The following is a 24533-nucleotide window of genomic DNA, read 5'->3' as shown; positions in this document are numbered from 1 at the left end:
CATGTCTTTTCGGATGTTTCATCACAAAAAGGGCATCATGCCGAGCCTGCTCGCCGCGCTGCTCATGCCGGCCCTGGCTCATGCGTTCGACCCTTTTGTCGTGCGGGATATCCGCGTAGAAGGCATTCAGCGCACCGACGCCGGCACCGTGTTCGGCTATTTGCCGGTCAAGGTCGGCGAGCAATTCACGGAAGCCGACGCCACCGAGGCGGTGCGCCGCCTGTACGGCACGGGCTTCTTCAGCGACGTGCAGATCCAGACCGACAATGACGTCGTGGTGGTCGTCGTCCAGGAACGCCCGACCATCGCGTCGGTCACGTTCAACGGCATGCGCGAGTTCGATTCCAAGGCGATCACCAAGTCGCTGATGCAGGTCGGCTTCGGCGAAGGGCGCATCTTCGACCAGTCGATGCTCGAGCGGGCCGAATTCGAACTGAAGGAACAGTACCTGGGCAAGGGCAAGTACGGCGTCGAGGTCACCTCCACCGTCACGCCGCTGCCGCGCAACCGCGTGGGCGTCAGTTTCGATGTATTCGAGGGCGAGGTCGCCAAGATCCGCCAGATCAGCATCGTCGGCAACGAAGCCTTCTCCGAGGGCGATTTGCTCGACCTGTTCGACCTCACCACGCCGGGCTGGCTGACCTGGTACACGAATACCGACAAATACTCGCGCGAGAAGCTCGAGGGCGACATCGAGCGGCTGCGCTCGTTCTACCTCGACCAAGGCTACCTGGAGTTCTCCGTCGAGCCCCCGCAGGTCACGATTTCGCCCGACCGCAAGGACATCTACATCACCGTCACGGTGCACGAGGGCAAGCCCTACAAGGTCCGCAGCGTCAAGCTGGCGGGCAACCTGCTTGGCCTGGACAAGGAAATCAACAACCTGGTGCAGACCAAGGAAGGCGAGGTCTTTTCGGCCGCCAAGGCCAACGATTCGGCCAAGGCCATTACCGACTACCTGGGCGAGCTGGGCTACGCGTTCGCCAACGTGAACCCCAACCCCACGCTCGATCGCGACAAGCACGAGGCCGACGTCACGTTCTACGTCGACCCGAGCCGGCGCGTCTATGTGCGGCGCATCCAGATCGGCGGCAACACGCGCACCCGCGATGCGGTGGTGCGCCGCGAAATGCGCCAGGAAGAGGCCGCCTGGTACGACTCGGGCGATCTCAAGATCTCGCGCGACCGCATCGACCGGCTGGGTTATTTCAGCGAAGTCAACGTGGCCACCGAGCCCGTGCCGGGCTCGCCCGACCAGGTCGACGTCAATGTCGACGTGAAGGAAAAACCCACCGGCATGATCAACCTCGGCGTGGGCTACGGCTCGTCCGAAAAGGCCATCCTGTCGGCGGGCATCAGCGAAGACAACGTATTCGGCAGCGGCACCAACCTGACGCTGCAGTTCAACACCAGCAAGACCAATCGCGCCGCGGTGTTGTCGCACACCGATCCGTACTTCACCAAGGATGGCATCAGCCGCACCACCTCGGCGTACTACCGCGTCACCGAGCCCTGGGACAACAACGACGGCGACTACCGCGTCAAGGCCATGGGCCTGGGCATGAACTTCGGCGTGCCCATCTCCGAGTACGACCGCATCTTCCTGGGCGGCACCTTCGAGCGCAACCAGATCGACCTGTACGACGACTCCCCGCAGGCCTACCGCGACTTCGTCGACCAGTACGGCGACAGCACCAATGCGTTCATCCTGAACGCCGGCTGGTCGAAGGACACGCGCGACAGCGCCCTGGCCCCGACCAAGGGTTCGTATACGCGGCTGAAGGGCGACTTCTCCACCATGGACCTGAAGTACTACCTGTTGAGCGCGCAGCAGCAGTACTACATCCCGCTGGGCCGCAGCTACACGCTGGCGCTCAACGGCATGGTCGACTGGGGCCGCAGCTACGGCAGCCTCGACTACCCGGTCATCAAGAACGTGTACGCGGGCGGCATCGGCACGGTGCGTGGCTACGACGGCGCCTCGCTGGGCCCGCGCGATACCCGTACCGGCGACTACCTGGGCGGCTCGCGCCGCATCGTGGCCAACGCGCAGCTCTACCTGCCGTTCCCGGGCGCCACCAAGGACCGCACGCTGCGCTGGTTCCTGTTCGCCGACGCCGGCCAGGTGGCCGCCGGCAGCGGCATGAGCTGCACCGCCGGCGAGCCGGGCAACGAGGTCGAGGATCCCTGCGGCTGGCGCTATTCGGCCGGTATCGGCCTGTCGTGGCAATCGCCGCTGGGACCGCTGCAGCTCTCGTATGCCCGGCCGCTCAACGCCAAGTCGGGAGACGACCGCCAGAGCTTCCAGTTCCAGATCGGCACGGGCTTCTGATGACCGGCCCGGTTACGCCTGATCACACCAGTAGGGCGGGGCGGGACGGTACCCGCTCCGTTTAGTGGCACAATATTGGCTTTGCTTTACCTCATTGGAAGGTGAGATTTTCATGATGTCTGATTTCGCACTCAACACCTCGAGCCCTTCGCGTGCCAAGCGCGTCGGCAAACTGCGCGGTACGCTGGCCTTGGCGGGTGCACTCGTCCTGGGTTCGGCGGTGGCGCTGCCTGTCCAGGCGCAAGGCACCAAGATCGGCTTCGTGAACACCGAGCGCATCCTGCGTGAATCGGCGCCCGCCAAGACCGCGCAAAGCAAGATCGAGTCCGAATTCAAGAGGCGCGACGACGAGCTCCAGCGCCTGAGCAACAACCTGCGGGCCCAGGCCGAGAAGTTCGACAAGGACGCGCCGGTCCTGTCGGAATCCGATCGCGTCAGCCGCCAGCGCGAACTGTCGCGCCTGGACACCGAGCTGCAGCGCAAGCGCCGCGAATTCCAGGAAGACTTCAATCGCCGTCGCAATGAAGAGTTTTCCTCCATCGTCACCAAGGCGAACCAGGCGATCAAGCGCATCGCCGAACAGGAAAACTACGACCTGATCGTCCAGGACGCGGTGACGGTCAACCCGCGCGTCGACATCACCGACAAGGTGATCCAGGCGCTGAAGTAATCGCAGGCGCCCGAACGCATGCCGATTCTGCTGGACCCCGCCAACGCGCCGGCCCTCGATGCCCTGTTGGCCGCCGCCGATACTCGCGGGCTGGACTGGCGCATCGAGGCGGCGCCGGCCGCCGGCCTGCCCAGGATCCGCGGCATTGGCAGCCTGACCGCCGCCGGCAGCGAGGAAATCAGCTTCCTGGCCAATCCGCGCTACCAGAACCAACTGCTTGCCACCCGCGCGGGCGCCGTGATCGTCACGGCCGAAGCCGCTGGCGCCCTGGCCGCCAACCCGGATGCGCCGGCCTGCCCGCGCGTGGTGTGCGCCCATCCGTACCTGCTGTACGCCCGCCTGGCCCAGTGGTTCGACGCGGCGCGCCGGCCCAGGCTGCCGGCCAGCGTCCATCCGCTCGCCGTGGTCGCGGATGATGCCGTCATCGAGGATGACGTGCGCATCGGGCCGCATTGCGTGGTCGAGCCGGGCGCGCGCATCGGCAAGGGCACCACGCTGGGCCCGGGCTGTGTCATCGGCGCCGGTTCCAGCATCGGGCCCGACAGCCTGCTGCATGCGCGCGTGACGCTCTATGCCAACGTGCGCGTCGGCGCCCGGGCCATCCTGCACAGCGGCGCCGTGCTGGGCGCCGACGGTTTCGGCTTCGCGCCGGATCCCACCCTCGGGCAGGGCGCCTGGGGCAAGATCGCCCAATTGGGCGGCGTGCGCATCGGCGACGACGTGGAGATCGGCGCCAACACCACCATCGACCGTGGCGCCCTCGAAGACACCGAGATCGGCGACGGGGTGAAACTCGACAACCAGATCATGCTCGGCCACAACGTGCGCGTCGGCGCGCATACCGCCATGGCGGCCTGCGTGGGGGTGGCGGGTTCTACCGTCATCGGGTCGCGCTGCACCATCGGCGGGGCAGCCATGCTGTCGGGCCACCTGACGCTGGCCGACGATGTGCACATTTCGGGCGGCACGGCGGTCACATCCAGTATTCTGCAGCCGGGCCGCTATACGGGCGTGTATCCTTACGCCGAACACGGCGAATGGCAGCGCAACGCCGCTGTGTTACAACAACTTTCGCAGCTGCGCCGCCGCCTGCGGGCCCTGGAAAGGGCCTGACCCCGCCGCCGGCAACCGGCGGCGCGGCATCATAATTCAAAACGGTAGGAAACCTTACGAAATGGAACTGGACATCAAGGCGATCATGGAGCGGTTGCCGCATCGTTATCCGATGCTGCTCATCGACCGTGTACTGGACATCGTACCGGGCAAATCCATCGTCGCCATCAAGAATGTCACGATCAACGAACCGTTCTTCGAAGGCCATTTCCCGCATCACCCGGTGATGCCCGGCGTGCTCATCACCGAAGCCATGGCCCAGGCCGCCGCGCTGTTTTCGTTCACCGACGAAGACGGCGGCCTGAAGTGCGACAGCGCCACCACCGCCTATTACCTGGTCGGCATCGACGAGGCGCGTTTCCGCCGTCCGGTCGTGCCGGGCGACCAGCTGCGGCTCGAAGTCCAGGCCGAACGCTTGAGCCGGGCCATCTGCAAATACCAAGGGCGCGCGCTGGTCGACGGCCAGGTGGTGGCCGAGGCCAAGCTGATGTGCGCGATCCGCAGCCTGGAAGCGTAAATGTCCGGAAACATCCATCCCACCGCCCTGATCGACCCTGCCGCCCAGATCGACGGCAGTGTCCGCATCGGGCCGTATTGCGTCGTGGGCCCGGGTGTCACCATTGGCGCCGGCACGGAAATCGGCCCGCACTGCGTACTCGACGGCATCACCACCATCGGCCGCGATAACCGCTTCTACCGGTTCTGCTCGATCGGCGGCATGCCGCAGGACAAGAAGTACGCGGGCGAACCCACCCGGCTGGTCATCGGCGACCGCAACACGGTCCGCGAGTTCACCACCTTCAACACGGGCACGGTCCAGGACGGCGGCGCCACCACGCTGGGCGACGACAACTGGATCATGGCGTACGTGCACATCGCGCACGATTGCCATATTGGCAGCAACACCATCCTGGCCAATTCGGTGCAGCTCGGCGGCCACGTGCATGTCGGCGACTGGGCGATCGTCGGCGGCCTGACCGGCGTGCACCAGTTCAGCAAGATCGGCGCGCACAGCATGACCGGCGGCAACAGCTCGCTCATGCAGGACATGCCGCCATTCGTCCTGGGCGCCGGCAACCCGTGCCGGCCGGTGGGCGTCAATGTCGAAGGCCTGCGCCGGCGCGGGTTCAGCGCGTCGGTCATCGCCACCCTGCGCGAGGCCTACAAGATCATCTTCCGGCGCGGCCTGTCGCTGGACGAGGCGCGCGCCGAACTGCGCGCCCGCCAGCAGTCGCATCCGGACGCGGCGGAGTCCCTGCAGGCCCTCCTGGACTTCCTCGACGCCTCGAACCGGGGCATCATCCGGCCATGACCCTGTCCGTCGGCATGGTGGCGGGCGAGCCGTCCGGCGACCTGCTGGCCAGCCGCGTCATCGCGGGCTTGCGTCGCCAGGCGCCGGACCTGCGGTGCCAAGGCATCGGCGGTCCGGCGATGCAGGCGGCCGGCTTCGAGACCTGGCACCCGATGCATGCCCTGACCGTATTCGGCTATGTGGATGCGCTCAAGCGCCTGCCCAGCCTGCTGCGTACGTATGGCGACGTCAAGCAGCGCTGGCTGCGCGAGCCGGCCTCGGTATTCGTGGGCGTGGACGCGCCCGATTTCAACCTCAAGCTCGAACTGCAATTGCGACAGGCCGGCACGCCCACGGTGCATTTCGTGGGGCCGTCGATCTGGGCCTGGCGCTATGAACGCATCCACAAGATCCGCGCGGCGGTCTCGCACATGCTGGTGCTGTTTCCGTTCGAAGAAGAGCTCTATCGCAAGGAAGGCATCCCGGTCACCTACGTGGGGCACCCGTTGGCGGACGCCATTCCCATGCAGCCGGACCGCCGGGCCGCCCGGCAGCGGCTCGGGCTGGACGACAACGCGCGGGTATTGGCCATCCTGCCGGGCAGCCGCTCTTCGGAGATCCGCATCCTGGCGCCGCGCTTCCTGCAGGCGGCCCGGCAATTGCGCCAGCGCGATCCGAACCTGGTCTGCGTCGTGCCCATGGTGAACGCCCAGCGGCGGCAGGAGTTCGAGGCCATACTGGCCAGCTATCCGGTGCCCGGGTTGCGCTGCCTTACCGCCGCCGACGTCGCGGCCGCCGATGGCGCGCCGGTCGCCTGGAGCGCCCTGGAAGCCAGCGACGCAGTGCTGGTGGCCAGCGGCACCGCGACCCTGGAGGCCGCCCTGTTCAAGCGGCCCATGGTCATCTCGTACTACCTGTCGCCCTGGATGCGGCGCATCATGGCCTGGAAATCAGGCCAGCAGCGGCCCTATCTGCCCTGGGTGGGGCTGCCCAATGTGCTGTTGCGCGATTTCGCGGTGCCCGAGCTGCTGCAGGATGACGCCACGCCGGATAAACTGGCTGAAGCCACCTGGGCCGCATTGACCGACGAGGCCCTGGCGGCCCGGATCGAATCACGCTTTACCGCGCTGCACCAAGACCTCGCGCGCGACACCGCCCAATTGGCGGCGCGTGCCATACTCGAGGTGGCCAATGGCCCAGCATAGCCTGTTCGCCGAATCGCCCGATTTCGCCGGCGTGCGCATGGCCGGCGTGGACGAGGCCGGGCGCGGGCCGTTGGCCGGCGGCGTGTATGCGGCGGCGGTCATCCTCGATCCCGACCGCCCCATCGATGGCCTGGCCGATTCCAAGATCCTGGCCGCGCCACGTCGCGAAGAACTTGCGCTGCTCATCCAGGAGCGCGCGCTGGCCTGGTTCGTGGCCAGTGCCACCGTGCAGGAAATCGATACGCTGAACATCCTGCGCGCGACCATGCTGGCCATGCAGCGCGCCGTCGAGGGCCTGACGCATGCGCCGCAGGTGGCCATGGTGGACGGCAACCAGGCGCCGCGCCTGCGCTGCACCGTCCAGACCGTCATCAAGGGCGACGCGCTGGTGCCGGCCATATCGGCCGCCTCCATCCTGGCCAAGACGGCGCGCGATGCCGACTTGTTGCGCCTGCATGGCCTGTACCCGCAGTACGGGTTCGACCAGCACAAGGGCTATGGGACCCCGCTGCACATCGACCGCCTGCGCGAGCATGGGCCATGTCCCGAGCATCGGCGCAGCTTCGCGCCGGTGCGCGAGCGGCTGGCCGTGGCGCCATGAAGCAGATCGCCTCGCGCGACAATCCCCAGTTCAAGCAATTGCAGCGCCTGGCCGCGCACGCCGGCCGGCGCGGCGCCCAGGCCCTGCTCGAGGGCATCCATGTATGCCAGGCGTGGCTGCAGCTGGCCGGCCCGCCGGCCCTGGCGGTGTTCGACGCCGAGCGGGCGGGGCGCCCCGAGCTTGCCGCGCTGCTGGCGGCGGTGCCGCAGCGGCAGGTCCTGCTGGTCGAGCCCCGCCTGCTGCGGCAGCTCGAGACCGTCGAGACGGGGCAGGGCGTGCTGTTCGTGGTGGACCCGCCCGCAACGGAACTGCCAGCGCGCCTGGACGAACCGATGGTGTGGCTGGACCGCGTGCAGGACCCGGGCAATGTCGGCACCATCCTGCGCGTCAGCGCGGCGGCCGGCATCCGGCGCGTCCTGCTGTCGCCGGGTTGCGCGGCGGCATGGGCGCCCAAGGTTCTGCGCGGCGGCCAGGGCGCGCATTTTGCCCTGCAACTGCACGAGCACGTCGACCTGGCGGCCTGCGTCGCGCGCCTGGCGGTGCCGCTGGCGGTCACCACCCTGGAAGACGCCGAAGACCTCTACGCCGCCGCACTGCCCGCCGCCTGCGCATGGGTGTTCGGCCATGAAGGCCAGGGCGTGGCGCCCGAACTGCAACGGGCCGCGGCGCTGCGCGTGCGCATCGACCACGCCGCGGCGGTGGAATCGCTGAACGTGGGCGTGGCCGCGGCGCTGTGCCTGTTCGAGCAGCGCCGCCAGGCGGCGGCGCGCAATGCGGCTTAGCGAGCCACTCAGAAGAACGTGGTGAGCGCCTTGGCCTGCAGCACGTTCTGGCTCAGGTAGATGGTGCGCCGGCGGATCTTCCAGCCAGCTTCCTCCCGGCAAAGCTCGTCCTCGCGGCGGCCGACGAACAGGGCGGTCTCGGTCTGCAGGCGATTCTGGTACACAATGAAGCGCGATGCCGCCCAGACGCGCGACGGCTGGACGCCCTGCGCGGCATCGACCCAAACACGCACATTGGTAATCAAATGCGAGACGCGCGACGCCGGCTCCTCGGCCCAATGGATGCCGGTGCTGATCTGCGCGACCCGCTGGGTCAGCGTCTGCAGGCCTTCATCGAACCAGGCCGCCTCGCCGGGCTGCGTGAATTCGCGGCTCATCTGGTCGCGGCGCATATTGCGCGCCAGCGGCATGCGGTATTCGATGTCCGGATGCAGCAAGGCCAGCCAGTCGTCGTACCGGCGCTGGTCGAGCAGGTCCGCTTCCGCGTAGAAGAAATCCTGGATCTCCCACCAGAGATCGAGTGACGCGGGCCGCCGGTCGGGAGCGGCCGGCGCGGCTGGCCGGGTCGGGTCGTTCATGGGAAGGCTCCTTGGCATTGGTCAGGCAACCGGCATGTCCTGCCGCGCCGCTGCGTTCCAGACCTGCGGGTTGACCATGGCCTGCGGCCGGGTGCCCGACAGGGCGTCCAGCAGGTTGCGGGCGGCCAGTTCGATCATGGCGCGGCGCGTCTCGACGGTGGCGCTGCCGATGTGGGCCTGCAGCACCACATTGGGCATGCTGCACAGCGGGCTCGAAGCGGGCAGGGGCTCGGTTTCCATCACGTCCAGGCCGGCGCCGGCGATCCGGCCGGCCTGCAGCGCGGCGATCAGCGCCTGCTCGTCGATGACCGCGCCGCGTGCGGTATTGATGACATACGCGCTGGGCTTCATCAGGCCGAATTCGCGCTCGCCAATGCTGTGGCGGGTCTCGGCGCTGAGCGGGATATGGATGCTGAGGAAGTCCGATTGCGCGAACAGCTCGTCGCGGCTGCGGTATTGCGCCAGGCCGGCGCTTTCGGCCTCCTGGTCGCGGCTGCGATTGTGGTAGATGACGTTCATGTCGAAGGCCTGGGCGGAACGCGCCACTACGCGGCCGATACGGCCCATGCCCAGCAGGCCCAGCGTCTTGCCGCGGATATCGCGCGCCAGCGGGAACGCGCCCTTGGTCCAGGCGCCGCTGCGCACGAAGGCGTCGCCGGCCACCAGGTTGCGCGCCAGGCACAGCACCAGGCCGAGCGTCAGGTCGGCGACGGCGCCGTCCAGCACCTTCGGGGTATTGCAGATCAGCACGTCGCGGGCGGTCGCGGCCGCCACGTCGACATTGTCGAAGCCGACCGCGAAGTTGGAGGCCACGCGCAAGGCCGGCAGGGCGGCCAGCAGCGGCTCGTCGATCCTGGAACGCACCGTGCAAAGGATGCCGCGCACCTGTGGCGCCTGCCGGGCGTCCAGGGCGGCGGCAATGCTCTGCCCGACGGGCACGTCGATGATGTCGCAGGCGGCGGCCACCTGCGCGCGCAGGTCATCGGGCAGGGCCACGGAAACGACGACGAGGGGTTTGGACATGTCGGATACTCCTGGGGTCAATGATGGAGGCCCGGGTCAGGCCAGGCTTTCGATGTCAGTGGCGAAGATCGGCTGTTCACGGCCGTCGACGAGCTCCGGCGCGGTGGGATGCTCGATGTAGCGGCAGATCAGCCAGGTGCCGTCCTGCGGGTTTTCGGTCACTTCGGCCACCGCGCCGTCGGCCAGGCGCACGCGGGTGCCCGGCGCCAGGGTGGTGAGGTTCACGGTCTTGAAGTCGGACATGGCATTTGTTCCGGTGGGCAGGCCGTCTGGCCTACAGGTTGAGCTGTTCGGCGGGCACCCGCACCCGCATGCCGGCCAGCTCCTCGGTCATGATGACCTGACAGGACAGGCGGCTGGTGGGAGCGGACTCGGGCACGATCTCCAGCAGGGCGGCCTCGGTGAAATCCGGTGGCTCCAGCCTGGCGTAGCAGTCTTCCGGCAGATGGACATGGCAGGTGCCGCAGATGGCGCCGCCGCCGCATTCGGCGACGATGCCCTCGATGCCGTCGCGGCGCGCCGCTTCCATCAGGGACCAGCCGGCCGGCACATCGACGCTTTGCTCGGCGCCATCCGGCAGCACGAAAAACACTTGAGGCATGGTGGAGAGGCTCCAGTCAGGTGGTGAGCGTTTGCGGGGCCGCGGCCTGGCTGGCCAGTTGCTTGGCGGCGCGCATGAATTCCACGGGGCTGTCCACGGCCTCGACCACCACCAGCCGCTGCGCCTGGTAGCGCTCGACCACCCAGCCCTTGGCGGTCTCGGACACCCGGTCCTGGCAGGGGCCGGCCGGGCGGGGCAGGCCGGCCATTTGCAGGCGGCGCCCTTGTTGTTCGGACCAGAAGGTGAGCGGGCGCGGCGCCGGCGGCGGCGCGCCCGCAATGGCCGCGGCCGCGATGCGCGCCTGCTCCAGCGCGTTCTGGACGCTTTCGACGCGGCCGAACCGGCCCAGCTCGTGCCGATGGCTGCTGGCGCAGTCGCCGATGGCATAGATGTCGGGAGCGGAGCTGCGGCAGGCGCCATCGACCACGATGCCGTCGGCGCAACGGATGCCGGCCGCTTCGGCCAGTTCGGCGTTGGGAATGGCGCCGATGCTGACCAGGACTGCCTGGCCGGCGATGCGGCGGCCGTCGGCCAGGGTGGCGCGCCACGCGTCGTTGGTGCGCTGCCAGTCCAGCACGGTGGCGCCGCGCAGGATATCGATGCCGGCGTCGCGATGCAGCGCTTCGAACCGCGCGGCGGTGTGGGGCGACACTTTGCCGCCCATGAGGCAGGGCGATTGCTCGACGACCGTGACGCGCGCGCCCAGTTTGGCCGCGGTGGAAGCGGCTTCGAGCCCAAGATAGCCGCCACCCAGCACCAGCAATTCGAGTGGCTCGGCGAGCCGGGCCTGCAGGGCGGTCGCATCGTCGAGTGTGCGGATGCCGTAGATGCCGGGGCCTTGCAGGACCGGCAGGCCGCGCGCCCGGGCGCCGGTGGCGATCACGCAATGGTCGAAACCGACCTGCAGGCCGCATTCGGTAAGCGCGATCTTGCTGCTGGCGTCGAGCCGCGCCACGGCATGGCCGGCAAGATGTTCGATGGCCTGCTTTTGGTAGGTTTCGTCCGAGCGCAGCGCCAGGCGTGCGGCGTCGGTGGCGCCGGCCAGCAGCGCCTTGGACAGGGGCGGGCGCTGGTAAGGGGCCACAGCCTGGGTGTCCAGCAACAGGATGCGGCCCGCGAAGCCGGCCACGCGCAGCGACCACGCGCATTCAACGCCGGCATGGCTGGCGCCGATGATCAGGACGCCGGTTTGTATCGTCCGCTGCACGGTTATGTCCATGCATTCCCCTTGGTGTCGTTGTTTTGCGCCGTGGCGGGGCGCTATGAGACCGGATGCGCTTCGCGGGCCTGGTCGGGCCTTGCCTGGAGCTGGTTGCTCAGACGCAGCCGCGTCTCGGTGTTTTCAATGTGGTGCCGCGCGTACTTGCGCGCGAGCTCCGGGTCGCCGGCCGCGATGGCCCGATACAGGGTCTCGTGCTCGCGCTGCGCGTCGATGCCGCGCTTGGCGCGCGCCGAGCGAGTGCGGGAGACCCGCAGGTTGCGGTCCAGCAGGCTGCTCAGGAAATGGAAGAAATCGATGTAATGGCTGTTGTGCGTGGCCTGGGCGATGGCGCGATGAAAATGCATGTCGGCCTCGACGCCGGCGACGACATTGTCGGATTCGATGGCCTGCGCCATGCCGTGCAGCGCCTCGCGCATGGCGGCCAGGTCTTGGTCCGTGCGGCGCGTGGCGGCCAGCGAGGCGGCTTCGATTTCAAAACCGCGGCGCAGTTCGACGATGCTGAGGATCTGCTTGATATCGTCGGCGGAGGCGGCGTGCATGCGCAGGATGGAAGGGCGCACCGTGGCGGTAATGGCCAGGCCGCGGCCCTGTTTGCTGGACACCAGGCCTTCGGCCTTGAGGCGCGACACGGCCTCGCGCAGCACGGTACGCGACACGCCCAGCCGCTCGGCGATGATCTGCTCGGGCGGGAGGATTTCGCCCGCCTTGTATTGGCCGCTGGTGATCTCGCTGATCAGGACCTCGGTGATGCGGTCGGTGAGGTTGGGCTCGGACCGGGCCGCGGTGTCTCGCTGACGCTTGAGTAGAGCCATGTCAGGTGCCTTGTGAGAGCAGTTTGTGGAATTATACTACAAACTAACTATATTCGAACAATAACGCTTAAATCAGGGTATTTACCTATCATTTATCACCTTGTCGGCGCGTTTTTTCAATCGTAGTATTAACTTATATTATTATCCGATTGACGCTGGCGGCATGGCTGGTGGTCCGGCTGCCGCTCATACAAGGGGCATGCATGAGGTCGATAGAAGAACTGGTACGGGCCGACGAGGGGCTGGTCAGCCGCGAACTGTTTGCCAGCGAGGAGATCTTCCGCGAGGAAATCCGGCAGATATTCTCGCGGGCCTGGCTGTTCGTGGGGCACGAAAGCCTGGTGCCCAACCCGGACGACTATTTCCTGTCGCAGATGGGCACGGATTCGGTGATCCTCACGCGCGACCGGCAGGGGCAGATCCAGGTGCTGCTCAACAGCTGCACGCACCGCGGCATGAAGCTGTGCCGCTACGACCACGGCAACAACCGCACCTTTACCTGTCCGTACCACGGCTGGAGCTTCTCGACCGACGGCAACCTGGTCGAGCGGCCCGGCGAGCTGGTGGGCGTGCCGGGTTTCGCCACCCACTACAAGTCGGAACTGGACAAGAAGCAGTGGGGCCTGAAGTCTGTGGCCCAGGTCTATAACTACAAGGGCGCGATCTGGGCGACCTGGGACGAGCACGCCGTGCCGTTCCTGGATTACCTGGGCGATATGAAGCACTACCTGGACTCGGCGCTGGACCATCGCGACGGCAGCCCGGGCGGCTCCGAAGTGATCGGCGGCGTGCAGAAGTGGCGCGTGCCCTGCAATTGGAAGATGCCGGCGGAGAACTTCATCGGCGACCTGTACCACGACATCAGCCATCGTTCGGTCGATATCGTCGGCATCGGACCCAGCGGCGGAAAGGGGCGGCGCGACGCGATGAAGGGGCGGGTGGCCATCGCCTTCAAGGACCTGGGCCACGGCCTGCTGGGCAACCTGCCGCATTTCGAAGAGCCGGACTACAACCCCACCTATCAGCAGCACCCCGAACTCGAGCGCTATTACCGCGAAATCCACGAAAAGCGGGTGGCCAACCTGGGCGATCGGATGCGGGTCCGGCATCGCGTCGGCACCATTTTCCCCAACATGTCGTTTCATGGCTGGCAGCCCCGGACCATCACCGTCTACCACCCGGTCAGCCCCACCGAGATGGAGATGTGGCGCATGTACCTGGTCGACAAGGACGCGCCCGAGGAAGTGAAGGAAGCGGCGCGGCATTACTACCTGCGCTACTCGGGGCCCGGCGGCATGACCGAATCGGACGACATGGAAAACTGGACCTGCGCGACGGACGCCAGCAAGGGCGCGGTCGCGCGCGGCCTGTACTTCAATTACCAGATGGGCATCGGCCACGCGCAGCCCGTGCCGGAATTGCGCGGCGCCGTCGTCAGCAATGAGTTCACCGAGGAAAACGCGCGGGCCTATTACCGGCGCTGGGCGCAGTTCATGAAGGGCCTCGATTGGCAGGATCTGGCGCCGCGCGACTAGGCGCCGGACGCAGGGACGTTGTACCGGGTCGTATCCACACAAAATCGACAGGGGAAAATGATGAAACGGCGTACCGTACTGAAACTGTTGGGCAGCGCACCGCTGGCCGTGCCGGCGTGGTCGGCGGCGCAGGCGCAGGGTTATCCCTCGCGGCAGGTGACGATGATGGTCGGCTCCACCCCGGGCAGTGCCACCGACCTGGCGGCCCGCATGGCGGCGCAGGTCATGCAGGAAAGGTTCAAGCAGAGTGTCGTGGTCGAGAACCGCGCGGGCGCCGGCGGCGTCATCTGCATGCTGGCCGTGGCGGCCTCGCCGCCGGACGGCTACGTGCTGCAGCTGGGCGGCCTGGGCCACAATGTGATCCCGCCGGTCACGCGCACCGGCATGCCGCTGGATATTCCCAAGCGCATCATGCCCATCGCCCAGGCGGCAGAGTTTCTCAACGTGCTGGTGGTCGGCAGCCGGCATCCCGCCAATTCGCTGCAGGAGTACATCGCCTACCAGCAGAAAACCGGCAAGCCGCTGCTGTACGGCAGCAACGGCGTGGGCAGTTCGTCGCACATGACCAGCGAGCTGTTCGGGCTGCGCACCGGGCTGAAGGTCCAGCACGTGCCCTACAAGGGCGCCAGCGACGCGCTGGTCGGGGTCGCCAATGGCGACCTGGACCTGTTGTTCATGAACCTGCCGCCGACCTTGCCGATGATCCAGTCGGGCAAGCTCAAGGCCCTGGCGGTGACCAGCGGCTACCGGGCCCGCCAGTTGCCCGACGTGCCCACCATGCAGGAACAGGGCATGGCGGATTTCGACGTGACGAGCTGGCTGGGCGTCTACGGCCCGGCCGGCATCCCGCCCGATATCGTCGCCTTGCTCTCGGATACGCTGGTCAAGGGCTTCGACACGCCGGAATACCGCGAGAAATTCATCGCGGCCGGTTTCGAGCCGCGCCTGCGCAATGCGGCGGAATTCACCGCCTTCAACCAGGCCGAGCTGAAACGCTGGGGCGAGGTTGCCAGGCACGCCGGCGTCAGCATCCCGTACGGCTCGGCCTGAGCCTGCCGCGTCCCGGGCGCGGCGGCCCGCCGGCCCGGGGCGGCGTCAGTTCGAGCGGTCCAGCCCCACTTCCTGCATGACGGTGGTGGCGATTTCCTCGATCGACTTGGTGGTGGTGGACAGCCACGAAATGCCCTCGCGCCGCATCATGCGCTCGGCCTCCGCCACTTCGTAGCGGCACTGTTCCAGGGTGGCGTATTTGCTGTTCGGACGCCGTTCGTTGCGCACTTCGGCCAGGCGCTCGGGCTGGATCGACAGGCCGAACAGCTTGGCGCGGTGCGGCGCGACGGTGGAGGGCAGGGTGCCGCGCTCGAAGTCGTCGGGGGTGAGCGGGAAATTGGCCGCCTTGATGGCGTACTGCATCGCCAGGTACAGGCTGGTGGGGGTCTTGCCGCAGCGCGACACCCCCACCAGGATGACATCGGCCTGGTCCAGCTGGGTAATGAACTGGCCGTCGTCGTGGGCCAGGCTGAAGTTGATGGCGTCGATCCGGTTGCGGTATTGCTCGGAGTTGGCCGCCATGTGCGAACGGCCGATCGAGTGGCTCGATTTCAGGCCGAGCGCCTGCTCGATATGCCCCACGAAAGTGCCGAACAAGTCCAGGAAAATGCCGTTGGCGCTGCGCACGCATTCCATGCTGCGCGGGTCCACCAGGGTACTGAAGACGATCGGCGGCACCCCCGTCTCGAGGGCGTTGCGGTCGATGCGCGCAGCGACTTCGCGGGCCTTGTCCAGGGTGTCGATGAAAGGCAGGCGCACGGGGCGGAAGCGCACTTGCTCGAACTGCGACAGCACGGAATGGCTGAAGGTCTCGGCGGTGATGCCGGTACTGTCCGAAACAATGTAGACAGTGCGTTCGATAGGGGTCGAAGCCATATGTAAAATATTCCAACCAAAGGGGAAAGCCAAGGTGCCCGACCGGGTACAATCTGACCCCGAAATAAGTCACCCCAAGAGCGGTCCAAGGCCAGTTTGGTCAGCGCATCCGGATGCATTGACCAAACTCGCTTTCTCTCCATTGTAAAAGGTGACTTCAATGTCGTACGTCGTTTCGTTCGAGCAGCTCCGCATGTCGGATGTGGACTCGGTAGGAGGCAAAAACGCATCGCTAGGTGAGATGATCAGCCAGCTGTCCGGCGCGGGAGTCCGCGTGCCGGGCGGCTTTGCCACGACCGCCGAAGCCTTCCGCGACTTCCTCAAGGCCTCCGGCCTGGACCAGCGCATCGCCACCCGCCTCAGCACCCTCAACCCCGAAGACGTCCGCGAACTGGCCACGGCCGGCGCCGAGATCCGCCAGTGGATCATCGAGGCGCCATTCTCGCCTGAATTCGAGCAGCAGATCCGCACCGCCTTTGCCGCCCTCGATGCCGACGGCAAGGGCTCGTTCGCCGTGCGCTCGTCGGCCACTGCCGAAGACCTGCCCGACGCCTCGTTCGCCGGCCAGCAGGAAACCTTCCTGAACGTGGTCGGCATCGACGACGTGCTGGACAAGATCCGCCACGTGTTCGCTTCCCTGTACAACGACCGCGCCATTTCGTATCGCGTCCACAAGGGCTACGCGCATGCCGAGGTCGCCCTGTCGGCCGGCGTGCAGCGCATGGTGCGCTCGGACAAGGGCAGCGCCGGCGTGATGTTCACCATCGACACCGAGTCGGGCTTCCAGGACGTGGTGTTCATCACCTCGTCGTACGGCCTGGGCGAAACGGTGGTGCAGGGCGCCGTCAACCCCGACGAGTTCTACGTCTTCAAGCCCACGCTGGAGCAGGGGCACTATCCGATCGTCAGCCGCCGCATCGGCTCCAAGCTGATCAAGATGGAGTTCGATCCCGAACGCCCCGAAGGCCGCGCCGTGCGCACCGTGGACGTGCCGGTGTCCGAGCGCAACCGCTATTCGCTGACCGACGATGAGGTCACCGAGCTGGCGCGCTACGCGGTCATCATCGAGAAGCACTACGGCCGCCCGATGGATATCGAATGGGGCCGCGACGGCATCGACGGCAAGATCTACATCCTGCAGGCGCGTCCCGAGACGGTCAAGTCGCAGCAGAACGGCAACGACGTGCAGCAGCGCTATCGCCTGAAAGCCACCGGCCAGGTGCTGGTGACCGGCCGGGCCATCGGCCAGAAGATCGGCGCCGGCCCGGTGCGGGTGGTGGCCGACATCTCCGAAATGGACAAGGTGCAGGCCGGCGACGTGCTGGTCACCGACATGACCGACCCCAACTGGGAGCCGGTCATGAAGCGCGCCTCGGCCATCGTCACCAACCGCGGCGGCCGCACCTGCCATGCCGCCATCATCGCCCGCGAGCTGGGCATCCCGGCCGTGGTGGGCTGCGGCGAGGCCACCGACGTCCTGAAGGAAGGGCAGGCGGTCACCGTGTCGTGCGCCGAGGGCGACGAGGGCCGCATCTATGACGGCCTGATCGAGACCGAGGTCGAGGAAGTGCGGCGCGGCGAGATGCCGCCGATCGACGTCAAGATCATGATGAACGTCGGCAACCCGCAACTGGCCTTCGATTTCGCGCAGATCCCGAACGCCGGCGTGGGCCTGGCGCGGCTCGAGTTCATCATCAACAACAACATCGGCATCCATCCCAAGGCCGTGCTCGACTACCCGAACGTCGACGGCGAACTGAAGAAGGCGGTCGAGTCGGCCGCGCGCGGCTACGCCAGCCCGCGCGCCTTCTTCGTGGAAAAGCTGGCCGAGGGCATCGCCACCATCGCCGCGGCGTTCTGGCCCAAGTCGGTCATTGTGCGCATGTCCGACTTCAAGTCGAACGAGTACCGCAAGCTGGTGGGCGGCTCGCGCTACGAGCCGGAAGAAGAAAACCCCATGCTGGGCTTCCGTGGCGCGTCGCGCTATATCGCGGCCGACTTCGCCGAATGCTTCCGCATGGAATGCGAGGCGCTGAAAAAAGTGCGCGACGAAATGGGCCTGACCAACGTCGAAATCATGGTGCCGTTCGTGCGCACGCTGGGCCAGGCCGCGCGCGTCGTCGACCTGCTGGCCGCCCACGGCCTGGCGCGCGGCGAAAATGGCCTGAAGCTCATCATGATGTGCGAGGTGCCGTCCAACGCCATCCTGGCCGAGGAGTTCCTGCAATACTTCGACGGCTTCTCCATCGGCTCGAACGACATGACCCAGCTCACGCTCGGCCTGGACCGCGATTCGGGCATGGAGCTCTTGGCCGCCGATTTCGACGAGCGCGACGATGCCGTCAAGTTCATGCTGCGACGGGCCATCAAGGCCTGCCTGGCGGCCGACAAGTACGTGGGCATTTGCGGCCAGGGCCCCAGCGACCATCCCGATTTCGCCCAGTGGCTCAAGGACGAGGGCATCCTGTCCATGTCGCTGAACCCGGATACGGTGGTCGATACCTGGCAGCGCCTGGCTAAATGATCCCTGCCCGTCCGGCGCGCCGGGCGGGCACGGCAAAAGCCCCTGTCTCGCGAGAGGCAGGGGCTTTTTTTAGTTCGCAGGCTGCGGGCCAGGTGTCAGACACCCTGCGGGTGTCTGACACCTTTGGCAGATGGGGCGCGCAGGTTCAGGAACCGCCGCAACAGGCTGGCCGCGGTGGGCGTCGGCTTCAGGCCGGCGGCCAGGACGCGGGCGTCCAGGCCTTCGCGGGCATACTCGGACTGGTAGCGCAGCAGGTGGTCGTGCATGAATTCCGGACCGAATTCGGGGTGGAACTGGGCCGAATAAATGCCCGGCGCCAGCCGCACCAGTTGATGGTCGTCGAGCGTCGAGCGTGCCAGGGCCACGGCGCCGGCGGGCAAGCGGGTGACGGTCTGCGCGTGCAGCAACTGGGCGGGAAAGCTCACCGGCAGCCCGGCCATCAGCGGGTCGCCGGCGGCGGCCGGCAGGCATTCGATGGCTTGCGTGCCCAGCTCGCGCCCCCGCGGGTTGTAGTCGACTGCGCCGCCCAGGGCATGGGCCAGCAGTTGGTGCCCGTAGCAGACCCCGAAGACCGGCAGGCCGGCCGCCGCTGCCTGCCGCAGCCAGGCGGCGGCCTGCTCGCTCCAAGGCGCGCGGTCGGTCACCATGGCGGGCGAACCGGTGATCAGCGCGGCACGATAGGACGAGGGAGCCAGCGGCTGCTCGCCCGCGTCGGCCCGCACGATGCGCGCGGCGGCCGGCTCCAGGCCGGCGGCGTGGCGCAGCATCTGCGCATAGTCGCCGTGCGACCGGCGCAAGACGTCGTCGGGGTCGCCGGTATGCAGGATCAGGACCGGCAGTCCGGAGGCGGCGGGAGCATTCATGCGCATCATGATAGTCGCCGCGGCGGGTTTTCGCACGGCCCCGGGCGGAAATCCGTACAATCGACGCCGTATTCAACTTGGACGAGGCGTGGGACATGTGGATCTGGTTCGGGTTGGCAGCGGCCGCACTGATAGGCGAGGTTGCCAGCGGCACGTTCTATCTGCTGCTGGTCGCCCTGGGCCTGGCGGCCGGGGGCATTGCCGCATGGCTGGCGGCGGGTCTTGAATGGCAATTGGTGGCCTGCGCCGCGGTGGCGCTGCTGGGGCTGCTGGTATTGCGCCGCACCGGCGTGCTGAAAAAACGCGAGATCGACGCCGGCCGCAATGCCGACGTCAACATGGACATCGGCCAGGCCGTCGAAGTCGAAGCCTGGTCCGACGCCGGCCTGGCGCGGGTCTGGTACCGCGGCGCGCACTGGCAGGCCGAGCTGGCCGCCGGGCAGCCGCGCGCGGCCGGCACGCATGTCATCGCCGAAGTACGCGGCACGCGGCTGGTGCTGGCGCGCAAGGAAACCGCCGGCCCGGCCTGAGCCGGGCCCTCACTCCCTCACGCAGGATATCTCCACCATGCTCGATACCTCCACCATCGTCCTGATCGTACTGGTTGTCCTGGCGCTGCTGATCATCGTCAAGGCCATTGCCATCGTCCCCCAGCAGCATGCCTGGGTGGTCGAGCGCCTGGGCAAGTTCGACCGCGTGCTGTCGCCCGGCGCCGGCTTCGTGATCCCGTTCATCGAGCGGGTCGCATACAAGCATTCGTTGAAGGAAATCCCGCTCGATGTGCCCAGCCAGGTCTGCATCACGCGCGACAACACGCAGCTGCAAGTCGACGGCGTGCTGTATTTCCAGGTCACCGATCCCATGCGGGCATCATACGGGTCGTCGAATTACATCTCGGCCATCACCCAGCTGGCGCAGACCACGCTGCGCTCGGTCATCGGCAAGCTCGAACTGGACCGCACCTTCGAAGAGCGCGAGTTCATCAACAGCACCATCGTGGCCTCGCTGGACGAGGCCGCGCTGAACTGGGGCGTCAAGGTCTTGCGCTACGAGATCAAGGACCTGACCCCGCCCAACGAGATCCTGCGCGCCATGCAGGCGCAGATCACCGCCGAGCGCGAGAAGCGCGCGCTGATCGCCGCCTCGGAAGGGCGGCGCCAGGAACAGATCAACATCGCCACCGGCGAGCGCGAAGCCGCCATCGCCCGTTCCGAAGGCGAAAAGCAGGCGCAGATCAACCAGGCGCAGGGCGAAGCGGCGGCGGTGCTGGCCATTGCCGAGGCCACGGCCAAGGCCATCGCGCAGGTGGGCGAGGCGGTGCGCCAGCCCGGCGGCATGGAGGCGGTCAACCTGAAGGTGGCCGAGCGCTATGTGGATGCCTTCGGCAACGTGGCCAAGGAAGGCAATACGCTGATCCTGCCGTCGAACCTGTCCGACGTGGGCGGGCTGATCGCCTCGGCGATGGCCATCGTGAAAACCGGCAAGGGCGCCTGACGCGCAGCTGCGCCAGGGGCAGGGCGCCTGGCACCCTGCGGGTGCCAGGCAGCCGAGGCGCATTTCACGCGCCCGGGCGCCGCCGTCGCTGCGCCCGGGTCAATCAGCTGTCTTTGCGGGAATTGCGCGTGTCGTGCTTCATCATGCGTTCTTTCTCGCGCTGCCAGTCTTTTTCGCGGGCGGTGTCGCGCTTGTCGTACAGCTTCTTGCCGCGGCCCAGCGCGAAATCGAGCTTGATGCGGCCGTTCTTGTAGTGCAGGTTCAGCGGCACCAGGGTATAGCCGCGCTGCTCGACCTTGCCGATCAGCTTGCTGATTTCCTCGGCCTTGAGCAGCAGCTTGCGGGTGCGCATGGCGTCGGGATGGATATGGGTCGAGGCCGTGGGCAGGGGACTGACGTGCATGCCCAGCAGGAACAGCTCGCCGTCGCGCACGATGACATAGCTTTCCTTGAGCTGCACGCGGTTTTCGCGGATCGCCTTGACCTCCCAGCCTTGCAGGACCAGGCCGGCTTCGTAGCGGTCTTCGATGAAATAGTCGTGCGTGGCCTTGCGGTTGTCGATGATGCTCATAAAGGCGCGGATGGGGCGGGAAACCGGGCAGCAGCGCTACTACCGGTAAAATCCTATCATTCTAGCCATTTGCGATAGCCGATGCACAAAGTACAGCGATCCGTCCTGGTTCCCTACAGCGCCGCGCAGATGTTCGACCTGGTGGCCGACGTGGAGAAGTATCCGGAATTCATGCCGTGGTGCGGCGGCGCCGAGGTGCAGTCGCGCAGCGAGCACGGCATGCAGGCATCCATCCTGATCAGCTTCGCCGGCCTCAAGCAGCGCTTCACTACGCGCAATACGCACGACTACCCCGGGCGCATCGACCTCGAACTGGTCGACGGGCCGTTCTCGATGCTGGCGGGCCATTGGCAGTTCCAGCCGCTGGCCGAGGATGCCTGCAAGGTGCTGTTCACGATGGAATACGCCTTTTCCAACCGGGCGCTCGAAATGGTGGTGGGGCCGGTATTCAACCGGATCGCCACCAGTTTCATCGATTCGTTCACCAAGCGCGCGCAGGCCTTGTATGGCGAATGAGGCAGGCATGCTGCGGGTCAGCGTGTGCCACGCCATGCCGTCGGCGGTGTGGCAGCGTGCGCTCGCGCTGCCTGCGGGCGCCACCGTGGCCCAGGCCTTGCAGGCCAGCGGCCTGGCCGCCGCGTTTCCCGGGCTGGACCCCTGGGCCTGCGGCGTAGGCATTTTCGGCCGGCAGTGCCGCGCCGACACGCCACTGGCCGATGGCGACCGCGTCGAAATCTATCGCCCCCTGACCTACGACCCCATGGTGTCGCGCCGGCGCCGCGCCGAGCACCGCCGCGCCAAGGCAGCCGCCCGGCTGGGCCGCGAGCGTCCGCCCGGCCTGTTGTAGCGGGCCGCGGGTGGCGGCCCCCATTGTCACGATCAGGACAAATGCCGGCGTCGATCGGGCGTAAGATGGCCATGATAGATTTACGTTTACGTTAACGTCATGCAAAATCGGCCCATGGCGGACGCGGCGGTTCACGAGACGGCCGCGGCACCGTCGATGCCGACCACCAGGAGACAAAGCCGTGGATCTGGAATTGACCGACGAGCAGCGCGCCTTTGCCCAGGCCGCTCGTGACTTCGCCCAGGGCGAGCTGGCGCCGCACGCCGCCCGCTGGGACGCCGAGGGCATCTTCCCCAAAGAGGCTTTCGCCCGCGCGGGCGAGCTGGGCTTCTGCGCCATCTATGCCGCCGAGGACATCGGCGGGCTGGGCCTGCCGCGCCTCGATGCCACCCTGGTATTCGAGGAAATGGCGGCGGTCGACCCCTCCACCACCGCCTTCCTGACCATCCACAACATGGCCACCTGGATGGTGGGGCAGTGGGGGCAGCCGGCCTTGCGCGAGCACTGGGGCCCGCTGCTGGCCAGCGGCCAGAAGCTCGCCTCTTACTGCCTGACCGAGCCGGGCGCCGGCTCCGACGCCGGCTCGCTGGCCACCCGCGCCGAGCGCGACGGCGACGCCTTCGTCCTGAACGGCGCCAAGGCATTCATCTCGGGCGGCGGCGACACCGACCTGCTGGTCGTCATGGCGCGCACCGGCGGCGCCGGCCCGGGCGGGGTCAGCGCCTTCGCGGTGCCGGCCGACAGCGCCGGCATCAGCTATGGGCGCAAGGAAGAAAAGATGGGCTGGAACAGCCAGTCCACCCGGCCCATCTCGTTCGAGAACGTGCGCGTGCCGGCCGCCAACATGCTGGGCAGCGAGGGCGAGGGGTTCAAGATCGCCATGAAGGGGCTGGACGGCGGCCGCATCAACATCGGCACCTGCTCGGTCGGCGCCGGGCAGGGCGCGCTGGACGCCGCGCGGCGCTATATGGACGAACGGCGCCAGTTCGGACGCCGCCTGGCGGAATTCCAGGCGCTGCAGTTCAAGCTGGCGGACATGGCCACCCACTTGGTGGCGGCGCGCCAGATGGTGCGGCTGGCCGCCTGCAAGCTCGACGCCGGTTCGCCCGACGCGGCCACCTACTGCGCCATGGCCAAGCGCTTCGCCACCGACATGGGTTTCCAGGTCTGCCTTGACGCGCAGCAGATACACGGCGGCTACGGGTATTTGCGCGACTACCCGCTGGAGCGCCTGGTGCGCGATACTCGCGTACACCAGATCCTGGAAGGCACCAACGAGATCATGCGCGTGATCGTGGCCCGCCAACTGCTCGACAAAGGAGCCGACATCCGATGAACGCCCCCGTGCTGTTCGAAGAGAAAACCGCCGCCAATGGCATGCGGCTGGGCTTTGCCACGCTCAACGCGCCGCAGACGCTCAACGGCCTGTCGCTCGATATGGTCGACCTGCTGGCCGGCCAGCTCGACGCCTGGGCGAGCGACGCCGGGCTGGCCGCCGTGGTGCTGCAGGGCGCCGGCGGCAAGGCGTTCAGCGCCGGCGGCGACCTGCACGGCCTGTATCGCAGCATGCAGGAGCACCAGGGGCAGGGCGCCTGGGCCAACACCCATGCGCGCGCCTTCTTCGAGCGCGAGTACCGCCTGGACTACCGCATCCATACCTATCCCAAGCCCATCCTCTGCTGGGGGCATGGCATCGTCATGGGCGGCGGGGTCGGCCTGATGATGGGCGCCAGCCACCGCGTGGTGAGCGAAACCACGCGCATCGCCATGCCGGAAATCTCCATCGGCCTGTTCCCCGATGTCGGCGGCAGCTGGCTGCTCAACCGCATGCCAGGCCGCACGGGGCTGTTCCTGGCCTTGACCGGCGCCCAGTTGAACACCTCGGACGCCTTCTACGCGGGGGTGGCCGATTTCCGTCTCGATTCAGCCGACTGGCCGCGGTTCGTCGAGGCCCTGCTGCGGGCTCCCTGGGCCGGCCAGGCGGGCGGCCCGGGCAACGGCGCGCTGCCGCCGCGCGCCATCAACGACGGACTGCTGCGCCGCACCCTGCTGGCCCACGAGCCGGCCGCCGCGCTCGAGCCCGGCCCGCTGCGCCAGCACGCCTTCCAGGTCAACAGCCTGTGCAGCGGCAACGACCTGGCCGAAATCTACCAGGCCATCGCCGCCCTGAAGGACCACGCCGACCCCTGGCTGGCGCGGGCGGCGGCCACCATGCTGGCCGGTTCGCCGGGCTCGGCGCGGCTGGCCTTCGCGCTGCAGCAGCACACGCGCCTGCGCTCCCTGGCCGACGTGTTCCGCATCGAATACGTCGCCGCGCTGGCCTGCACCGTGCAGGGCGATTTCGCCGAAGGCATACGCGCGCTGCTGATCGACAAAGACAAACAACCCAAGTGGAACCCGGCCACGCTCGAACAGGCCTCCGAGGCCTGGGTCAGGCGCTACTTCGAGCCGCCGTGGCCCGCGGGGCAGCCGCACCCGTTGGCCGACCTCGGCCCGGCGCAAGACTGAGCAGCGCGTACCGGCGCATTCCATCCACCCTCGAG

At 67.3% G+C, this 24533-nt stretch carries 26 protein-coding genes; 17 read left to right on the top strand and 9 right to left on the bottom strand.

Translation table 11 applies throughout. The features are described from left to right. Position 1: 1 nt before the first annotated feature. From bamA to ACKTT0_RS21340, 8 genes are all read left to right on the top strand, one after another. Positions 2-2332, top strand: coding sequence for an outer membrane protein assembly factor BamA (gene bamA, locus ACKTT0_RS21375; RefSeq protein WP_407851775.1), 2331 nt, complete (start codon positions 2-4; stop codon positions 2330-2332). Between the two features lie 112 nt (positions 2333-2444). Then, on the top strand, positions 2445-3002 hold the full coding sequence (locus ACKTT0_RS21370) for an OmpH/Skp family outer membrane protein (protein WP_407851774.1): 558 nt from the start codon (positions 2445-2447) through the stop codon (positions 3000-3002). An 18-nt stretch (positions 3003-3020) separates the two neighbouring features. Next, positions 3021-4115, top strand: a complete 1095-nt coding sequence (gene lpxD, locus ACKTT0_RS21365; RefSeq protein ID WP_407851773.1) for a UDP-3-O-(3-hydroxymyristoyl)glucosamine N-acyltransferase — start codon at positions 3021-3023, stop codon at positions 4113-4115. Between the two features lie 61 nt (positions 4116-4176). Further along, a complete protein-coding gene (gene fabZ, locus ACKTT0_RS21360; protein ID WP_407851772.1) occupies positions 4177-4632 on the top strand; it encodes a 3-hydroxyacyl-ACP dehydratase FabZ in 456 nt (151 codons plus the stop codon). Further along, a complete protein-coding gene (lpxA, locus tag ACKTT0_RS21355) occupies positions 4633-5427 on the top strand; it encodes an acyl-ACP--UDP-N-acetylglucosamine O-acyltransferase (RefSeq protein WP_407851771.1) in 795 nt (264 codons plus the stop codon). After that, positions 5424-6611: a lipid-A-disaccharide synthase gene (gene lpxB / locus ACKTT0_RS21350; protein WP_407851770.1), complete on the top strand. Its 1188-nt coding sequence runs from the start codon at positions 5424-5426 to the stop codon at positions 6609-6611. Before lpxA ends, lpxB begins: the two co-directional genes overlap by 4 nt. Beyond that, positions 6598-7212, top strand: a complete 615-nt coding sequence (rnhB, locus tag ACKTT0_RS21345) for a ribonuclease HII (protein WP_407851769.1) — start codon at positions 6598-6600, stop codon at positions 7210-7212. The genes lpxB and rnhB overlap by 14 nt, the downstream gene beginning before the upstream one ends. After that, a complete protein-coding gene (locus tag ACKTT0_RS21340; protein WP_407851768.1) occupies positions 7209-7994 on the top strand; it encodes a TrmH family RNA methyltransferase in 786 nt (261 codons plus the stop codon). Before rnhB ends, ACKTT0_RS21340 begins: the two co-directional genes overlap by 4 nt. An 8-nt stretch (positions 7995-8002) precedes the next feature. On the opposite strand, the gene ACKTT0_RS21335 is transcribed toward ACKTT0_RS21340, so the two are convergent. From ACKTT0_RS21335 to ACKTT0_RS21310, 6 genes are read right to left on the bottom strand one after another with little or no spacing between them, the layout of a single operon-like run. Continuing rightward, positions 8003-8572: a 3-phenylpropionate/cinnamic acid dioxygenase subunit beta gene (locus tag ACKTT0_RS21335; protein ID WP_051439555.1), complete on the bottom strand. Its 570-nt coding sequence runs from the start codon at positions 8570-8572 to the stop codon at positions 8003-8005. A gap of 21 nt (positions 8573-8593) precedes the next feature. Continuing rightward, entirely contained in the window at positions 8594-9595 is a 1002-nt protein-coding gene (locus ACKTT0_RS21330) for a 2-hydroxyacid dehydrogenase (protein ID WP_407851767.1), read from the bottom strand. A 36-nt stretch (positions 9596-9631) separates the two neighbouring features. Then, the gene (locus ACKTT0_RS21325) at positions 9632-9838 is read right to left on the bottom strand and encodes a hypothetical protein (protein ID WP_407851766.1); all 207 of its coding nucleotides are present in this window, start codon (positions 9836-9838) and stop codon (positions 9632-9634) included. A 31-nt stretch (positions 9839-9869) separates the two neighbouring features. Then, complete coding sequence (locus ACKTT0_RS21320) at positions 9870-10196, bottom strand: 2Fe-2S iron-sulfur cluster-binding protein (protein ID WP_407851765.1); 327 nt, start codon at positions 10194-10196, stop codon at positions 9870-9872. Positions 10197-10212: 16 nt separating this feature from the next. After that, positions 10213-11415: an NAD(P)/FAD-dependent oxidoreductase gene (locus ACKTT0_RS21315; RefSeq protein WP_407851764.1), complete on the bottom strand. Its 1203-nt coding sequence runs from the start codon at positions 11413-11415 to the stop codon at positions 10213-10215. Positions 11416-11456: 41 nt separating this feature from the next. Further along, a complete protein-coding gene (locus ACKTT0_RS21310) occupies positions 11457-12230 on the bottom strand; it encodes a FadR/GntR family transcriptional regulator (protein WP_407851763.1) in 774 nt (257 codons plus the stop codon). A gap of 203 nt (positions 12231-12433) precedes the next feature. On the opposite strand from ACKTT0_RS21310, the gene ACKTT0_RS21305 reads away from it, so the two are divergent. Together ACKTT0_RS21305 and ACKTT0_RS21300 are read left to right on the top strand one after the other, a co-directional pair. Further along, complete coding sequence (locus tag ACKTT0_RS21305; RefSeq protein ID WP_407851762.1) at positions 12434-13765, top strand: aromatic ring-hydroxylating oxygenase subunit alpha; 1332 nt, start codon at positions 12434-12436, stop codon at positions 13763-13765. A gap of 60 nt (positions 13766-13825) precedes the next feature. Beyond that, entirely contained in the window at positions 13826-14815 is a 990-nt protein-coding gene (locus ACKTT0_RS21300; protein WP_407851761.1) for a Bug family tripartite tricarboxylate transporter substrate binding protein, read from the top strand. A gap of 45 nt (positions 14816-14860) precedes the next feature. Here ACKTT0_RS21300 and ppsR read toward each other — a convergent pair whose 3' ends face one another. Beyond that, positions 14861-15691: a posphoenolpyruvate synthetase regulatory kinase/phosphorylase PpsR gene (gene ppsR, locus ACKTT0_RS21295; RefSeq protein ID WP_028355977.1), complete on the bottom strand. Its 831-nt coding sequence runs from the start codon at positions 15689-15691 to the stop codon at positions 14861-14863. A gap of 160 nt (positions 15692-15851) precedes the next feature. Here ppsR and ppsA point away from each other — a divergent pair, with 160 nt between their 5' ends. Next, positions 15852-18215: a phosphoenolpyruvate synthase gene (gene ppsA / locus ACKTT0_RS21290; protein WP_407851760.1), complete on the top strand. Its 2364-nt coding sequence runs from the start codon at positions 15852-15854 to the stop codon at positions 18213-18215. 95 nt (positions 18216-18310) lie between these two features. Here ppsA and ACKTT0_RS21285 read toward each other — a convergent pair whose 3' ends face one another. Continuing rightward, positions 18311-19078, bottom strand: a complete 768-nt coding sequence (locus tag ACKTT0_RS21285; protein WP_407852474.1) for a glutamine amidotransferase — start codon at positions 19076-19078, stop codon at positions 18311-18313. Between the two features lie 95 nt (positions 19079-19173). Between ACKTT0_RS21285 and ACKTT0_RS21280 the strand changes: the two genes are divergently transcribed. Continuing rightward, positions 19174-19608 (top strand): NfeD family protein, encoded by a 435-nt coding sequence (locus ACKTT0_RS21280; protein ID WP_407851759.1) that lies wholly within the window; start codon positions 19174-19176, stop codon positions 19606-19608. A 37-nt stretch (positions 19609-19645) separates the two neighbouring features. After that, the gene (locus ACKTT0_RS21275) at positions 19646-20572 is read left to right on the top strand and encodes an SPFH domain-containing protein (RefSeq protein ID WP_407851758.1); all 927 of its coding nucleotides are present in this window, start codon (positions 19646-19648) and stop codon (positions 20570-20572) included. 103 nt (positions 20573-20675) lie between these two features. Here the strand turns inward: ACKTT0_RS21275 and smpB are convergent, their stop codons facing one another. Next, positions 20676-21143, bottom strand: a complete 468-nt coding sequence (smpB, locus tag ACKTT0_RS21270; protein WP_028355982.1) for an SsrA-binding protein SmpB — start codon at positions 21141-21143, stop codon at positions 20676-20678. Positions 21144-21224: 81 nt separating this feature from the next. On the opposite strand from smpB, the gene ACKTT0_RS21265 reads away from it, so the two are divergent. The 4 genes from ACKTT0_RS21265 to ACKTT0_RS21250 all read left to right on the top strand — a co-directional run bounded on the left by ACKTT0_RS21265 (position 21225) and on the right by ACKTT0_RS21250 (position 24498). After that, the gene (locus tag ACKTT0_RS21265; RefSeq protein ID WP_407851757.1) at positions 21225-21659 is read left to right on the top strand and encodes a type II toxin-antitoxin system RatA family toxin; all 435 of its coding nucleotides are present in this window, start codon (positions 21225-21227) and stop codon (positions 21657-21659) included. Then, entirely contained in the window at positions 21649-21990 is a 342-nt protein-coding gene (locus tag ACKTT0_RS21260; RefSeq protein WP_407851756.1) for an RnfH family protein, read from the top strand. Before ACKTT0_RS21265 ends, ACKTT0_RS21260 begins: the two co-directional genes overlap by 11 nt. Positions 21991-22171: 181 nt before the next feature. Continuing rightward, complete coding sequence (locus tag ACKTT0_RS21255) at positions 22172-23326, top strand: acyl-CoA dehydrogenase family protein (protein WP_407851755.1); 1155 nt, start codon at positions 22172-22174, stop codon at positions 23324-23326. Next, the gene (locus tag ACKTT0_RS21250; protein WP_407851754.1) at positions 23323-24498 is read left to right on the top strand and encodes an enoyl-CoA hydratase/isomerase family protein; all 1176 of its coding nucleotides are present in this window, start codon (positions 23323-23325) and stop codon (positions 24496-24498) included. The genes ACKTT0_RS21255 and ACKTT0_RS21250 overlap by 4 nt, the downstream gene beginning before the upstream one ends. Positions 24499-24533: the final 35 nt, after the last annotated feature.

Origin of the sequence: Bordetella saccharivorans, assembly GCF_045862855.1 — a bacterium.
Lineage (GTDB): Bacteria > Pseudomonadota > Gammaproteobacteria > Burkholderiales > Burkholderiaceae_B > Bordetella_A > Bordetella_A petrii_F.
Note: the sequence above shows the minus strand (reverse complement) of the source record. Positions and strands in the feature narration are given on the sequence as shown.

Bases quoted from the DNA above. Each gene is read 5' to 3' on its own strand.
- bamA (WP_407851775.1), top strand. From the start codon at position 2: ATGTCTTTTCGGATGTTTCATCACAAAAAGGGCATCATGCCGAGCCTG.
- ACKTT0_RS21370 (WP_407851774.1), top strand. From the start codon at position 2,445: ATGATGTCTGATTTCGCACTCAACACCTCGAGCCCTTCGCGTGCCAAG.
- lpxD (WP_407851773.1), top strand. From the start codon at position 3,021: ATGCCGATTCTGCTGGACCCCGCCAACGCGCCGGCCCTCGATGCCCTG.
- fabZ (WP_407851772.1), top strand. From the start codon at position 4,177: ATGGAACTGGACATCAAGGCGATCATGGAGCGGTTGCCGCATCGTTAT.
- lpxA (WP_407851771.1), top strand. From the start codon at position 4,633: ATGTCCGGAAACATCCATCCCACCGCCCTGATCGACCCTGCCGCCCAG.
- lpxB (WP_407851770.1), top strand. From the start codon at position 5,424: ATGACCCTGTCCGTCGGCATGGTGGCGGGCGAGCCGTCCGGCGACCTG.
- rnhB (WP_407851769.1), top strand. From the start codon at position 6,598: ATGGCCCAGCATAGCCTGTTCGCCGAATCGCCCGATTTCGCCGGCGTG.
- ACKTT0_RS21340 (WP_407851768.1), top strand. From the start codon at position 7,209: ATGAAGCAGATCGCCTCGCGCGACAATCCCCAGTTCAAGCAATTGCAG.
- ACKTT0_RS21335 (WP_051439555.1), bottom strand. From the start codon at position 8,572: ATGAACGACCCGACCCGGCCAGCCGCGCCGGCCGCTCCCGACCGGCGG.
- ACKTT0_RS21330 (WP_407851767.1), bottom strand. From the start codon at position 9,595: ATGTCCAAACCCCTCGTCGTCGTTTCCGTGGCCCTGCCCGATGACCTG.
- ACKTT0_RS21325 (WP_407851766.1), bottom strand. From the start codon at position 9,838: ATGTCCGACTTCAAGACCGTGAACCTCACCACCCTGGCGCCGGGCACC.
- ACKTT0_RS21320 (WP_407851765.1), bottom strand. From the start codon at position 10,196: ATGCCTCAAGTGTTTTTCGTGCTGCCGGATGGCGCCGAGCAAAGCGTC.
- ACKTT0_RS21315 (WP_407851764.1), bottom strand. From the start codon at position 11,415: ATGGACATAACCGTGCAGCGGACGATACAAACCGGCGTCCTGATCATC.
- ACKTT0_RS21310 (WP_407851763.1), bottom strand. From the start codon at position 12,230: ATGGCTCTACTCAAGCGTCAGCGAGACACCGCGGCCCGGTCCGAGCCC.
- ACKTT0_RS21305 (WP_407851762.1), top strand. From the start codon at position 12,434: ATGAGGTCGATAGAAGAACTGGTACGGGCCGACGAGGGGCTGGTCAGC.
- ACKTT0_RS21300 (WP_407851761.1), top strand. From the start codon at position 13,826: ATGAAACGGCGTACCGTACTGAAACTGTTGGGCAGCGCACCGCTGGCC.
- ppsR (WP_028355977.1), bottom strand. From the start codon at position 15,691: ATGGCTTCGACCCCTATCGAACGCACTGTCTACATTGTTTCGGACAGT.
- ppsA (WP_407851760.1), top strand. From the start codon at position 15,852: ATGTCGTACGTCGTTTCGTTCGAGCAGCTCCGCATGTCGGATGTGGAC.
- ACKTT0_RS21285 (WP_407852474.1), bottom strand. From the start codon at position 19,078: ATGAATGCTCCCGCCGCCTCCGGACTGCCGGTCCTGATCCTGCATACC.
- ACKTT0_RS21280 (WP_407851759.1), top strand. From the start codon at position 19,174: ATGTGGATCTGGTTCGGGTTGGCAGCGGCCGCACTGATAGGCGAGGTT.
- ACKTT0_RS21275 (WP_407851758.1), top strand. From the start codon at position 19,646: ATGCTCGATACCTCCACCATCGTCCTGATCGTACTGGTTGTCCTGGCG.
- smpB (WP_028355982.1), bottom strand. From the start codon at position 21,143: ATGAGCATCATCGACAACCGCAAGGCCACGCACGACTATTTCATCGAA.
- ACKTT0_RS21265 (WP_407851757.1), top strand. From the start codon at position 21,225: ATGCACAAAGTACAGCGATCCGTCCTGGTTCCCTACAGCGCCGCGCAG.
- ACKTT0_RS21260 (WP_407851756.1), top strand. From the start codon at position 21,649: ATGGCGAATGAGGCAGGCATGCTGCGGGTCAGCGTGTGCCACGCCATG.
- ACKTT0_RS21250 (WP_407851754.1), top strand. From the start codon at position 23,323: ATGAACGCCCCCGTGCTGTTCGAAGAGAAAACCGCCGCCAATGGCATG.